This window comes from Streptomyces sp. NPDC090994, assembly GCF_044768905.1.
Taxonomy (GTDB): domain Bacteria; phylum Actinomycetota; class Actinomycetes; order Streptomycetales; family Streptomycetaceae; genus Streptomyces.
In genome coordinates this window covers 133,305-146,325 of record NZ_JBIVWS010000002.1, presented here as the reverse complement: position 1 = coordinate 146,325, position 13,021 = coordinate 133,305, and the positions used below count along the sequence as shown (strand labels likewise).

General features: G+C 72.4%; 11 protein-coding genes. 4 read left to right on the top strand and 7 right to left on the bottom strand.

Going from position 1 to position 13,021, the window contains the following annotated elements; all coding sequences use genetic code 11:
- Window positions 1–86: 86 nt before the first annotated feature.
- Genes ACIQR3_RS05170 through ACIQR3_RS05155 form a run of 4 tightly spaced genes read right to left on the bottom strand, consistent with a single transcriptional unit; the run spans window position 87 to window position 4,898 of the window.
- Window positions 87–1,586, bottom strand: coding sequence for a glycoside hydrolase family 36 protein (locus ACIQR3_RS05170; protein WP_403534324.1), 1,500 nt, complete (start codon window positions 1,584–1,586; stop codon window positions 87–89).
- Window positions 1,587–1,638: 52 nt separating this feature from the next.
- The gene (locus tag ACIQR3_RS05165; RefSeq protein WP_403534322.1) at window positions 1,639–2,988 is read right to left on the bottom strand and encodes an ABC transporter substrate-binding protein; all 1,350 of its coding nucleotides are present in this window, start codon (window positions 2,986–2,988) and stop codon (window positions 1,639–1,641) included.
- Between the two features lie 31 nt (window positions 2,989–3,019).
- Window positions 3,020–3,934 carry a carbohydrate ABC transporter permease gene (locus ACIQR3_RS05160; protein ID WP_403534319.1) on the bottom strand — a complete coding sequence of 305 codons (915 nt, stop codon included), beginning with the start codon at window positions 3,932–3,934 and terminating at the stop codon, window positions 3,020–3,022.
- A gap of 10 nt (window positions 3,935–3,944) precedes the next feature.
- The gene (locus ACIQR3_RS05155; protein ID WP_403534316.1) at window positions 3,945–4,898 is read right to left on the bottom strand and encodes a carbohydrate ABC transporter permease; all 954 of its coding nucleotides are present in this window, start codon (window positions 4,896–4,898) and stop codon (window positions 3,945–3,947) included.
- 136 nt (window positions 4,899–5,034) lie between these two features.
- Here ACIQR3_RS05155 and ACIQR3_RS05150 point away from each other — a divergent pair, with 136 nt between their 5' ends.
- Together ACIQR3_RS05150 and ACIQR3_RS05145 are read left to right on the top strand one after the other, a co-directional pair.
- Window positions 5,035–7,050, top strand: a complete 2,016-nt coding sequence (locus tag ACIQR3_RS05150; RefSeq protein ID WP_403534313.1) for a DUF4832 domain-containing protein — start codon at window positions 5,035–5,037, stop codon at window positions 7,048–7,050.
- A 58-nt stretch (window positions 7,051–7,108) separates the two neighbouring features.
- A complete protein-coding gene (locus ACIQR3_RS05145) occupies window positions 7,109–7,729 on the top strand; it encodes a TOPRIM nucleotidyl transferase/hydrolase domain-containing protein (RefSeq protein WP_403534310.1) in 621 nt (206 codons plus the stop codon).
- A gap of 18 nt (window positions 7,730–7,747) precedes the next feature.
- Here ACIQR3_RS05145 and ACIQR3_RS05140 read toward each other — a convergent pair whose 3' ends face one another.
- Window positions 7,748–8,986, bottom strand: coding sequence for an FAD-dependent monooxygenase (locus ACIQR3_RS05140; protein WP_403534307.1), 1,239 nt, complete (start codon window positions 8,984–8,986; stop codon window positions 7,748–7,750).
- 164 nt (window positions 8,987–9,150) lie between these two features.
- On the opposite strand from ACIQR3_RS05140, the gene ACIQR3_RS05135 reads away from it, so the two are divergent.
- Window positions 9,151–9,747, top strand: a complete 597-nt coding sequence (locus tag ACIQR3_RS05135) for a TetR/AcrR family transcriptional regulator C-terminal ligand-binding domain-containing protein (RefSeq protein WP_403534304.1) — start codon at window positions 9,151–9,153, stop codon at window positions 9,745–9,747.
- Between the two features lie 304 nt (window positions 9,748–10,051).
- Here ACIQR3_RS05135 and ACIQR3_RS05130 read toward each other — a convergent pair whose 3' ends face one another.
- Window positions 10,052–10,837 (bottom strand): AraC family transcriptional regulator, encoded by a 786-nt coding sequence (locus tag ACIQR3_RS05130; protein ID WP_403534301.1) that lies wholly within the window; start codon window positions 10,835–10,837, stop codon window positions 10,052–10,054.
- Window positions 10,838–10,922: 85 nt separating this feature from the next.
- Here ACIQR3_RS05130 and ACIQR3_RS05125 point away from each other — a divergent pair, with 85 nt between their 5' ends.
- A complete protein-coding gene (locus ACIQR3_RS05125) occupies window positions 10,923–11,726 on the top strand; it encodes a TSUP family transporter (RefSeq protein WP_403534298.1) in 804 nt (267 codons plus the stop codon).
- Between the two features lie 117 nt (window positions 11,727–11,843).
- On the opposite strand, the gene gap is transcribed toward ACIQR3_RS05125, so the two are convergent.
- The gene (gap, locus tag ACIQR3_RS05120; RefSeq protein WP_215166412.1) at window positions 11,844–12,842 is read right to left on the bottom strand and encodes a type I glyceraldehyde-3-phosphate dehydrogenase; all 999 of its coding nucleotides are present in this window, start codon (window positions 12,840–12,842) and stop codon (window positions 11,844–11,846) included.
- Between the last annotated feature and the right edge of the window lie 179 nt (window positions 12,843–13,021).

The following is a 13,021-nucleotide window of genomic DNA, read 5'->3' as shown; positions in this document are numbered from 1 at the left end:
GGAGGCGTCGCGGTCGGTGGCCACCGCCGGATAATGCTGAGCAGTTTACTAATTACCGCGGTGGCCATGCGGCCCGTCGAAGGGCGTCACGCGATCGGGTACCGCTGTTCCGACCCGGGGGTCACCGCCGGGCCGAAGTCCACCTCCCGTCCGTCCAGCGCGAACCGGTACCGGCCGAGCCTGCGCACGTCCGGCCGGGCGGTCAAGTACGCCGTCATCGCCTCCAGTTCGTCGGGGCGCAGCCAGCCCGGCGGGTCGGACACCGCCCGGAAGCCGCAGATGTCGGCCAGGTCGCGCAGCAGGCTCTGCTGCGGTTCGGTGAGCAGGTTGAGGCGGCTGCGGAAGTACACGACGTCCGGGTCGACCTCCAGGAGCGGCGCCTGCCACAGCCGGTGCACGGTGTTGACGACGGCGTTGCGGGCCAGCGCGTCCGAGGGGTCCTGGGTGGCGTAGTGCTCCCACATCGGCGCGACGTCGGGGCCGCTGCGGATGCCGTCGACCAGTCCGAGGGAGGGCAGCAGCGGGGCGCCGCTGCCGAGCAGGTAGGCGTCCGGCCCCGCGGCCTCCCGCATGATCCGCAGGCCGGTCCGGTAGGCCTCCTCACGGCCCACGTCCTCGGAGCGGACGCCGGTCACCGCGCCGGCCCCGATGAAGTCGAGCTTGAGGTAGGTGTATCCCCACTCCCGGCTGACCCGGTGGATCGTCTCCCGCAGGTGTTCCTGCGCGGCCGGCCGGGTCAGGTCGAGCGCCCAGTAGCCGGTGCCCCAGTTGTGCCCGGCCACCACCGGCTCGCCGGCGGCGTCCCGCAGCAGCAGTTCGGGCCGTTCCCGGGCGGTGCGGGAGTCGGGCAGGACGATGAACGGGGCGATCCACAGGCCCGGCCGCAGCCCGGCGTCCGTGATCCGGTCGGCGAGCGCCCGCATGCCGGAGGGGAACTTGTCGTTGGCCTCCCAGTCGCCCACCGCCCGCTCCCAGCCGTCGTCGACCTGGACGACGTCGAAGGGCAGGCCGCGCAGGGCGGTGATGTCCTTGGTGAGCTGTTCCTCGGTGATGTTCTCGTAGTACGCGTACCAGCTGCACCACACGTTCCCCGCCCGCTTGCGGCTGTGCCCCAGGCGGGCGGCGAGGTGCCGGGTGTAGGCGGCGAACACCTCCTCCTCGTCGCCGTAGGCGAGGAACCAGGGCGCCCCGTCGCGCTCGTACCACCCGGCGAGGGTGTCCCGGTCCGCGGTGAGGCGGGGGATGTCGAGGCCGAGGGCGCCGAGCAGCAGCACCCGGCCGTCGGGGCCCTCCAGTGCGGCGACGGCGGAGGAGTGGTGGCGGGCGGGGTCGTCCCACACGGTGTCGTCGGCGGTGAGGCGGCGGTCGGCGCTCTCGATGCGCAGCGGGGCGTCGGAGAGCCGGCGCCAGCCGCACGGGCTCCACGAGTTGTGTCCGTGGCGGTAGAAGAGCGCGTCACCGAGCCCGTGCAGCACGGCCGTCCGGCCGGGGGGCAGCAGCAGACCGCCGTCGACGGCCCGGGGCGGGGCGTCGCCTTCGAGCTCGACGGCGAACGCGCGCCCGCCGAGTTCTACGAGCTGGGCCATGGATCTCCTTGCGTATGAGGGTTTCCGGGTACCGGAGGGTGTGCCCGGGTGGTCAGTCGAGGAGGCCGTTGACCTTGTCGTTGGCCGACTTCAGGGCGGCCTCCGGTGTGGTCTGGCCGAGGATCGCCGACTGGATGGCGTCCTGGACGATGGGGCCGATCTCGGTGCCGCGCTCGGTGACGGGCAGCAGGAAGGTGCCGTTCTTCGCCGCCGCGGCGTCGGTGAAGACGCGCACGTCCTCCCCCTTGGCCTGGTGCCCGGCCAGCGCCTTCTCGGTGGAGTTCCTCAGCGCGGGGAAGACGACGCCGTGCTCGGCGACGATGTCCTGGCAGTCGGCGGAGGCGAGGAACTTGACCCACTTCCACGCCTCCTCCTTGTGGTCGGTGCCGGCCCAGATGGCGTCCGACAGACCGTTGATGGAGCTCTTGCGGCCGGTCGGGCCGATGGGCAGCGGGGCGTAGGCGAACTTCCCCTTCAGCTCCGGGTCGAGGTAGGTGGAGACGGTGAAGGAGCCGGCGAGGGTCATGGCGCCCTTGCCCGCCATGAGCAGTTCGGCGTTGTAGAGGCTCGACTTCTGGTCCAGGCGGGGCGCGTACCCCTTGTCGATCAGGTGCTTGAACCAGGCGATGGTCTCGACCAGCTTGGGGTCGTCGTACCGGTAGTGGGTGCCCCACGGGTTCTTGTCGAGGTAGGAGAAGCCGTTGGCGGCGGCGAACGGGCCCCAGCCGTTCTGGCCCGTGTTGCCGTCCTTCCACTCGGGCAGGAACCCGTAGGTCTTCACATGGTTCTTGTCGAAGGCCGGGTCGAGGCCGTTGCGGCCCTCGGTGTCGATGGTGGCCTTGGCGATGGTCCGCTCCAGGGTGCCGCCGTCCGACGGGTTCCAGGTGAGACCGGCGAGGTCGGCGGCGTCCACGCCCTGCTTCTTCAGCAGGCCGGTGTTGTAGACGATCGCGATGGTGTCCCAGTCCTTCGGCAGGCCGTACCGCTTGCCGTCCTTCACCCAGACGTCCGTCAGCCCGGACTGGTACCCGGACAGGTCGACCTTGTCCCGCTCGACGTAGGGCTGGAGGTCCAGGAGCTGGTTGCCGTCGGCGTACGTCGGGTAGTAGGTGCTCTGGTCGGTCCAGACGTCCGGGGCCTCACCGGAGACGATCTCGGTGGTGAGGTTCTGCCAGTACTGGGTCCAGGCGGTCTGGGTGATCTTGATGGTGATGCCGGGGTTGGCCTTCTGGAAGACGTTCGCGCACTCCTGGTAGGCGGGCAGTTGCAGGTCGTCCCACAACCAGTAGTCCAGGGTCGTCCTCCCCCCGGCCTCGGTGTCCGAGCCCGCGCAGGAGACGAGGGTGGCGGTGGCGGTCAGGCACAGCAGGGCCGCGCCGACGCGGGAGGGTCTGGGGCTCATCGCAAGGGCCTCTTTCGGGACGTGCGGGCGGTCACTTCACGCCGGTGAAGTTCAGGGACTCGACCAGCCGGCGGCCGAGCAGGGCCAGCAGCACCAGGACGGGCAGCACCGACAGGGCGGACCCGGCCATCAGCCCGGTCCAGTCGGGCTGGGCGTTCGGCGACTGCTGCTGGAAGATGCCGAGGGCGACGGTGAGCACCCGGGTCTGCTCCTCACGGCCGGACAGCAGCGGCCACAGGTAGTCCTTCCAGGCCCACACCGTGGTGGTGAGGCCGATGGTGAGCAGCGGCCCGCGGGTCATGGGCAGCACCACCCGCCAGAACAGACCCCAGGGGCCCACCCCGTCCAGCACGGCCGCCTCCTCCACCTCGCGGGGGATCGACAGGAAGAACTGCCGCAGGAAGAAGACCGCGAACGGGGTCATCAGCACACTCGGCGCGACCATGCCGGCGAAGGTGTTCAGCCAGCCCAGATCCTTCACCAGTACGAAGTTGGGCAGCACGGTGAAGATCGGCGGCACCATCAGCGCGGCGATCAGCACCCCGAACACCACGTCCCGCCCGGGGAAGCGCAGCCGGGCGAAGGCGTACCCGGCCATCGCGCAGAACAGCGTCTGCAGTACGGCGATCAGCCCGCTGTAGACCACGGAGTTGAGCAGGTACCGCAGGAAGTCCACCTGCGCGCCCGAACCCCCGGCGGCCACCGCCTCCTCCTGGCTGGTCAGCCCCAGCACCCGCAGAAAGTTGATCATCGTGGGGTGGTCCGGGACGAGCCCCGTGGAGTCGGTGTACAGGTCGGCCGCCGGGGTCAGGGCGGTGCGGACCATCCAGTAGAACGGGAAGACGGTCAGGAACAGCGCGCCGACGAGCACCGCCCATGCGGCGATCCGGCCGGGCGAGACCTTCCCACGGGCCTTCGTGCGGACCTTCGTGCGGATACGGGTCATGATGTGCTCCTCAGGCCAGGTCCGAGCGGGAGGCACGCAGCAGGCGCATCTGTACGGCGGTCAGCACGCCGAGGATCAGCGCGAGCACCACGGCGACGGCGGAGGCGTAGCCCATGTGGAAGTAGGTGAAGGCCTGTTCGTAGATGTAGAAGTAGATGACGCGCGTGGCGCTGACCGGTCCGCCCTGGGTGGTCACCGCGATCGTGTCGAAGATCTGGAACGAGCCGATCAGCGACACCACCAGGACGAGCGAGAGCACCGGCCGCAGCAGCGGCAGCGTGACCTTCGTGAACATCCGCCACTCGCCGGCGCCGTCCAGTGAGGCGCTCTCGTACAGGTACTGCGGGACCTGGAGCATCCCGGCGTACAGCAGCAGCGCCGTATAGCCCGTGTACGCCCAGGTGTTGGCGGCGGCGACGGACGGCATCGCCCAGTCCGGCGAGGTGAAGAAGCCGTTGGGGCTCATGCCGAAGGCGCCGAGGACGTGGTTGACCAGGCCGAGGTTGGCGTCCAGCATCCACATCCACAGCAGGCCGACGGTGACGTTCGGCACCAGCCAGGGCACCAGCAGCATCGCGCGCAGCGCCACCGACCGGGTCAGGCGGTGCATGAGCGTCGCCAGGAGCAGCGCCAGTACGGTCTGCGAGACGATGTTGAGGAACACGTAAGAGCCGGTGACCTTCAGCGCGTTCCAGAACTGATCGTCACCGATCAGTTGGCGGTAGTTGTCCGCGCCGACGAAGTCCGGTGCGGCGAGCAGGCTGTAGTCGGTGAGTGAGTAGTAGACGCCGCGCAGGGTCGGATACGCGTAGAACAGCGCGAACCCCAGCAGCGCGGGAACCAGGAACAGCCACGCCGCCTTCCGGTCGTCGCGGGGCCGGCGCGCCCCGCCCGGTGCCGGGGCCCCGTCCGGGGGCGGGCCGACGCTCTTGTGCGGTGGCGCAACTGCGGTCTCCGCGCCCATGGTTCCCTCCGAAGGGATTCGCGCCGCACCTCTTGCCAGTGGGGCACCGTGGACAACATATTGATGAGCAACAGCGAAACTTTGTCAATGCTGTCGCATAACTTCGCTTCCCTCTCACTCTCAGGAGGCCGTCACCATGCGCACCTTCGCACCACGACGCGGCAGAGAACTGCTGGCCGCGCTCTGTTCCTCCGCCCTGGCCCTGTCCCTGGCCGTGCTGCCGCTCACCGCCCAGGCCGCACCGGCCGCCGACACCGCAACCGCTTCGGCCGCCACGGCCGCCGCCGCCCAGGGCGTGCCCGAGCGCCCGGCACCCGGCCCGGACCCCGATCCCTCGCTCCCGGTCCACACCCTCACCCGCGCCGACGCGCCGCTGGACAACCCGCTCAAGGGCTTCGCCCGCTTCTACCAGCCCGGCGCCGACCAGAACACGGGCTACCCGCACGCGCTGACCTGGAGCTACTTCGGTCTCTCCGAGGTCATGACCAACGCGTCGGACTGCGGCAGTTACGACTGGAGCGTGCTGGACGAGGCGCTCGACGAGTCCGCCTCGTACGGCAACCAGACGGCGCTGCGCTTCTACCTGGAGTACCCCGGCGACCCCGGCGGCAGCCACCCCTCCAACGCCGTCCCGCACTGCTTCGACGGCCACGTCGACTACCGCACCGACGCCGTGAACGGCACCACCCGCCCCGACTACGACAACGCCTACCTGCTGGACGGGCTGAAGGACTTCATCGCCGCGTTCGGCGCCCGCTACGACGGCGACCCGCGCATCGGCTACATCCACATGGGCCTGATCGGTCTCTGGGGCGAGTGGCACACCTACCCCTACGACACCGACACCGGCGACGGCTACCCGAACCACATGCCCACCGACGCCCACGGCGCCGAGATCATGCGGGCCTACACCAGCGCCTTCACCCACACCAAGGTCGAGGTGCGCTACCCGGACTCGGCGGGCGGCGCCGCCGCCGAGCTGCCGTCGGTCGGCTTCCACGACGACTCCTTCTGCTTCCGCGAGGGCAGCCCGCTGGCCGGCGTCACCCTGCCGTCGTCGCTGGGCGGCGCCTCGTACTCGCAGTTGCAGCGGGCCGTCGAGCGCGGAGTGGAGAACCGCTGGACCACCGCGTCCATGGGCGGTGAGGTCCGCCCGGAGATCCAGCCCAGGGCCTTCAGCTTCTGGCCCGGCGGCTCCGGCGACGTGGACGACATGAAGGCGTGCCTCGAACTGGAGCACACCACCTGGAAGATGAACGAGGGCAGCGCCGGCTACTCCTCCTCCGACCCGAACGTGGCGGCGGCGGTCCGGCTCATGGGCTACGACCTCACCGTCGACGACGCCTACTTCCACGACACCGCCGCCGGCAGCACCACCGTCGGGGTGCGCATCAGCAACAACGGGGTCGCCCCGTTCTACTACCCCTGGACCGTCAGCCTGGGCCTCAAGGACGCCGCCGGCAACGTCGTCAAGAGCTGGGACACGCCCTGGGACCTGCGCGAGGTCATGCCGAAGAAGATCCGGGCCTTCCCCGACTGGGGCGTGGGCTCCGACCCCACCTACCTCGACTACGGCTACGCCCGGTACTTCGACGCGGACATCGACCTGACCGGCGTCACCGCCGGCGGCTACCGGCTCGTCATGAAGGCCAAGAACCCGCTGGAGGACATCAGTTCCAACGCCAAGAAGCTGCGGTTCGCCAACACCGGCCAGAACGCGGACGGCTGGCTCGACCTGGGCGCCATGACCGTCGGCACCGACGGCAGCGCCGACCCGGCCGGCTACGAGGCGGAGGCCGGCGGCAACACTCTCACCGGCACCGCCGTGGTCGCCGACTGCGCCGACTGCTCCGGCGGCGCCAAGGTCGGCTACCTCGGCAACGGCGCGACCCTCACCTTCCCCCGGGTCGACGGCGGCGACGGCGGCACCCGGCAGGTCACGGTCCACTACACCACCGCGGTCGCCCGCTCGGCCACCGTCCAGATCAACGGCGGCACACCGCGCACCGTCGACTTCGCCCCCACCGCCGACTGGACGACCCCGGGCTCGGTCACGCTGAGCCTCGCCCTGGACAGCGGCACGGGCAACAGCATCACCTTCGCCAACGATGCCGGATGGGCACCCGACATCGACCGGATCACGGTGACCTGACCCCGCGCCGCGTCGTAATCCGCTACCGCGGGGGCGGCGAACGGCGCAGACTGGCCCCATGACCGACGACATGGGGCCCTTCCGGGAGGCGGTCGCCGCGTGGGCGGCCGGCGGGTCCGGCGACCCCGCGCGGGAGCTGGCCGCGCGGCTGCCCGTCCGGGCGGCCGTCCTGCTGGAAGGCCCGAGCGACGTCGCCGCGGTCCGCGCGCTGGCCGAGCGGCGGCGGCGGAACCTGGACGCCGAAGGCGTCTGCGTCCTGTCGATGGGCGGAGCGATGAACATCGGCCGCTTCGCCCGCCTTCTCGGACCGCCCGGCCTGGGCCTGCGCCTCGCGGGCCTGTGCGACGAGCGGGAACACCCTTGTTACGCCCGCGGCTTGGCACGGGCCGGTGCGGCCCAGCAGGGCTTCTTCGTCTGCGCGGCGGACCTGGAGGACGAGCTGATCCGCGCGCTCGGCGTGACCCGGGTGGCCGAACTCGTCCGGGCGCAGGGCGACCAGCGCGCCCTGGAGGCCTTCCTGCGCCAGCCCGCCCAGCGGGGCCGCACCCCGCGACAGCAACTGCGCCGCTTCCTCGGCACGAAGAAGGGCCGCAAGATCCACTACGGTCGCGTCCTGGTCGAGGCCTGCGACGCCGACCGCGTACCCGCCCCGCTCGACGGCCTGCTCGCCTGCCTCTGACCGGCGGACGACCGTACGTCAGCGCGCCGCCGCCCGCCCGGCGGCAGCGGTGCCCGGGCCGTCGGCGGAGGGGTCCTGCCCGTGCCGGGCCGCGACGCGGCCGACGGCCTTCCGCACCGGCCGGGACTGCAACTGCCGGATGATCCAGGCGTTGACGCGGATACCGCGCTCCGTGACCGGCGCCGCCTGCCGCACCCGGCCCGGGAACAGCCGCTGCGCGGCGCGGGTACGGGGCCGCATCGACCGTTCGAACGCCGCGAGGGCGCCGGACAGCCGGTCCGGGTGCTCGCTCACCGCCGCCGAGCCGAGGGCGTCGGCCAGTTCGGCGGCGCCGCGCAGGGCGAGGGCCGTACCGAGCCCGCTCAGCGGACTGGCGCACCAGGCGCTGTCGCCGAGCAGGACCACCCGGCCGTCGTGCCACCTCGGCACATGGACCTGGTCGAAGGTGTCGAGAGCGAAGTCGGGCGCGACGCGTGCGGCGGCGAGGAACTCCGCCGCACGCCAGCCCACGTCCGCGAAGACCTCGTCGAGCAGGGCGAACCGGGCGGCCCGGTCGTGCCGCGGCGGCAGCTCGACGGCGGCGAAGGTCAGCCCCACCTCCTGCGTGCCCGGATGACCGGGCCGCGCCTCCACGGACCGTCGACCGGGCGCGTTGTGGGTCAGGAACCAGCCGTCGAGACCGGGCGTGGACGGTGTCTCGGTGAGGGTGAACCAGGCGTGGGCGAGGCCGAGCGGGCGACGGAAGGACGCCTCGGGGCCGAAGCGCAGCCGCCTGACTCGAGAGTGCGCGCCGTCCGCGCCGACGACGAGGTCGAACTCCTCGGGCGGCGCGCCGCGGAAGTGCGCGAGCACCCCGTGCGGGGTGTCCGTGAGCTCCTTCACGGTCTCGCCGAAGCGGTGCGTGACGGTGGGGCCGGCCGCGTCGTGCAGCACCCGGGCGAGGTCCTCGCGCAGGAGTTCCTCCTTCGACACGTACCCGTTCCCGTCGAACGCCTCGACCGGCATGGTGGCCAGGGGACGGCCGGTGCGGTCGATCCAGGCGGCGCCGCGCTGCGGGACGAGCCGGCCGAGCACCTCGTCCAGCAGGCCGAGCCGCTCCAGGACGTCACGGCTGTCCCCGCGCAGGTCGACGGTCTGCCCGCCGGTGCGCAGGTCCGGCGCGATCTCCGCCACCGTGACCTCCCAGCCGGCCCTGCCCAGCAGAAGCGCGACGGTGTCACCGGCGATACCGGCCCCGACCATCAGAACACGTGCCATGTCCGTTCCTTCCCCACCACTGACCCACTGACTGACGCACTGACTGACGCACTGACTGACCCACTGGCTGACCCACTGACTGAGCGCGCTGACGCGAAAGTCTCGCGTTAGACGCTACACCCGTCCGTCCGCCTAACGCGAGTTGCTCGCGATAGGCTGGTGTCATGACACAGGCAGGGGGAGTGACCCGTCCCGGAGGCAGATCGGCCAGGACGCGCGCGGCGGTGCACGCCGCCGTGCGGTCGCTGCTGGACGAGTCGGCGGACGGCACGGTGACGGTCGCGGAGGTGGCCCAGCGCTCCGGCGTGCACGCCGCCACGATCTACCGGCGCTGGCGCGGACCCGAGGGCCTGGTCCTGGACACCCTGTTCGAGGAGCTGAGCCGCCGCTCGCCCCTGCCGGTCACCGGGGACCTGCGCGGCGACCTGCTCACGTACACGCGCCGGCTGCTGGCGGACCTTCAGGCTCCCGCCAACCGGGTCTTCGTCCGGGCGATCGCCGCCACGGCCCGCACCGACGGCCTCACCGGCCTGGCCGACTTCGCCGAGCCCCGCGTACGCCAGGTCGAGGCGGTCCTCGCCGCGAGCGGCACCACCGAGATCGGCTTCCTCGACATCGGAGAACTGATCCTGGCCCCGGCCTATGCGCACGCCCTGCTGGGCGGGCCGCTCACTGCGGACGCGGACGCCGAACGCCTGGTGGAGAACGTTCTCGCCGTACTGGCCCACCGCCGGTCGCGCGCCTCGTCCACGCCGGACTGACCGCGTCCGGCGGCAGGCCGCGGCGCCAGGGTGGGCCCGCCGGCCCTGTACCGGGTGAGGTGACTCGCCGGCGCCGTCCGGTGCCGATGTCGAGGAACCGCCTGATCCCCTGGGCCGCCGCCCAGGAACCAGTCGTACACGCGCGCGGGGCACGGTCTGCCGGTGCCGATCCGTGGGGTCTTCGGCGAGTCGTCCAGTGCGGACATCGTGAACTCCTGGGACGCGCGACGCGGATGGTCCTCGACGAGGCTTGCTCCCAGGAGTGCCGGTGTGCGGGCGTGCCGGATCGGTGCGCGGGTTCCGGTCACGGCCGCGGGCCGCCGCCGGCCCGGTGCGCGGTGAACCGGGAGGGCGGCGTGCCGAAGGTGCGCGTGAACGCGGCCGTGAACGCGGCGGGGGAGGAGTAGCCGAGGCGGCCGGCGACCTCGCTGACCGGCGCCGAGCGCAGCAGCGCAACAGCGGCGAGCAACCGGGCGCGGGACCGCCACACGGCGGGGCTGACGCCGGTCTCCGCGCGGAAGCGCCGGGTGAAGGCCCGCTCGCTCATGGCCGCCCGCGCCGCCCACGCGGCGTTGCCGATCCCCACGTCCGGGGCGTCCAGATACGTACGGCACAGCGCGGCCAGGTCCGGGGAGGCGGGGACCGGGACGTGGAACGGGAGCGGAGTCAGGGCGGCGATCTCGTGCAGGAGGAGCGCGGCGATGGCCCCCGCCCGCCCCGCCATGCCGTAGTCGGGCTCGAACTCGGCACTGGCGAGCAGCAGTTCGTGCAGCAGGGGCGGTACGTCCACGACCGTGCAGGTCGCCGGCCACCAGGGGACGGCGCCCGGTTCGACGTACAGGCTCCGGGTGCTCACGCCCAGCATGTGTACCCGGTGCCGGGTGGCGGGCGGGATCAGGACCGCGCGGTCGGGCGGCACCGTCCAGGTGCCCTCGGCGGTGTCGACGACCATGACGCCGGTGGCGCCGTGCAGGAACTGCGCCCGCCGGTGCTCGTGCCAGTCCAGCAGGTGGCCGGGCGGGTAGTCGGTGGCGATCGGCAGGACGGCCCGGTCGATGTGGTCGACGTCGGCCAGGGGGACGTTTCTCACCCCGCCACGGTAGCGGCCGAGACGCGAAGGAAACGTGCCGACCTTCGCATGCGGGACGGTCGGGAGACCTGGTGAGGTGGGTCCCATGAGTCTTGTGGCGTTGGCCGGGATCGGAGTCCTCACCGGGCTGACCACGGTGTTGTTCGGGTTCGGCGGCGGGTTCGTCGCGGTGCCGGTCGTGGTGTGGGCCGACGCCGCGCTGGGCGCGGACGCGATGCGGGTGGCGACGGCCACCTCCGCCCTGGTGATGGTGGTGAACGCCGGGTTCGCGACGGCCGTCACCCCGCGGCGGGTGCTCGCGGCCCTGCGCGGCAGCGGCGTCCTGCTGCTCCTGCTCGCCGCCGGCGCCGCGGCCGGCGCGCTGGCCGGCCGGGTCGCCCCGCCCGGCCCGGCCCGGTGGGCGTTCGTCGGCTACGTCGCCCTGACCGTCGTGGACCTGCTGCTGCGCCCCGGCTTCCTGCGCCCGCGCGCGGAGCACGGGGACGCGTCCGGCGGACCGCGTCCACTGCCGCCCCTGCTCGGCGCCCCGGTCGGAGCGGTCGCCGCCTTCCTCGGTGTGGGCGGCAGTGTCATGACCGTCCCCGCGATGCGCCGGGCCGGGCACCCCATGCGGGTGGCGACCGCCCTGGCCAATCCGCTCACCTTCGCCATCGCGCTCCCGGCGACCGCGGTGTCCCTGTCCGGACCCGCGCTCACGGCGGTCCCGGACACGCACCAGCGCCTGGTCGGCCTGGTCGACCCGGTGGCCGCCGCGGCGCTGCTGCTCGGCGCGCTGCCGGTGATCGCCGTCCTGCGGCGGCGCCCGCCCCGGATCCCGGACCGGGCCCATTCCTGGGCGTACATCGGCCTGCTCGCCCTGGTGGCGGTCGCGATGCTGCCGCTGGGCTGAACGCCGACCCCGCGCCGCCGAAGACCGAGAACCCGGCCTGCCCGCCCAGGGCACCGCCGGGTTCTTCTTCAGCCGGCCGCGCCGGCCGTGCCCGCCGCTGCGGCAGGCGGAGCGGGGTCAGCCGCGGGCGAGGAGCTCCAGCGTGTCGATCACACGGTTGGAGAAACCCCACTCGTTGTCGTACCAGGCGACCACCTTGATGTGCCGGCCGTCGACCCGGGTGAGCGCCGAGTCGAAGATCGACGAGGCCGGGTTGCCGGTGATGTCGGAGGAGACCAGCGCCTCCTCCGAGTACTCCAGGACACCGGCGAGCGGGCCCTCGGCGGCGGTGCGGTACGCCGCCAGCACCTCGTCGCGGGTCACGTCGCGGGCGACGGTCGTGTTCAGCTCGACGATCGAGCCCACCGGCACCGGCACCCGGATCGAGTCGCCGGACAGCTTGCCGTCCAGACCCGGCAGGACCAGGCCGATCGCCTTCGCGGCGCCCGTGGTGGTCGGCACGATGTTGACGGCGGCGGCGCGGGCCCGGCGGGCGTCGCGGTGCGGGCCGTCCTGGAGGTTCTGCTCCTGGGTGTAGGCGTGCACCGTCGTCATGAACCCGTGCTCGATGCCGGCCAGGTCGTCCAGGACCTTGGCCAGCGGCGCCAGCGCGTTGGTCGTGCAGGAGGCGTTGGAGACGATCGTGTGCAGTTCCGCGTCATAGGCGTCGGTGTTGACGCCGTAGGCCAGGGTGACGTCGGCGCCGTCCGACGGGGCGCTGACGAGCACCTTCCGCGCGCCCGCGTCGAGGTGGGCGCGGGCGGCCTTGGCGGAGGTGAAGCGGCCGGTCGCCTCCAGGACGATGTCGACGCCGAGTTCGGCCCAGGGCAGCCGGGCCGGCTCCCGCTCGGCGAGCACCTTGATCCGCCGGCCGTCGACCACCAGGGTGTCACCGTCGACGGTCACCGGACGGCCGAGGCGGCCGGCTGTCGAGTCGTAGGCGAGCAGGCGGGCCAGACCGGCGGGCTCCGTGAGGTCGTTGACGGCGACGACCTCCAGGGAACTGTCGCGCTCCAGCAGCGCGCGCAGCACGTTGCGTCCGATGCGGCCGAATCCGTTGATGGCGATGCGGGTCATGAAGGGTGTCCCTTTCCGTCGGTTCGCCACCAGACTCGCGCGGGCCGCCGGTTGTCGACAGCGGCGCGAGAGCCAGGGTTCGAAAGTATCGCGCCACCCTCGCGCCGCCCCTCGCGCCGCCCCTCGTGCCACCGTCGCGCCGCCCCTCGTGCCACCGTCGTGTCACCGTCGTGCCACCC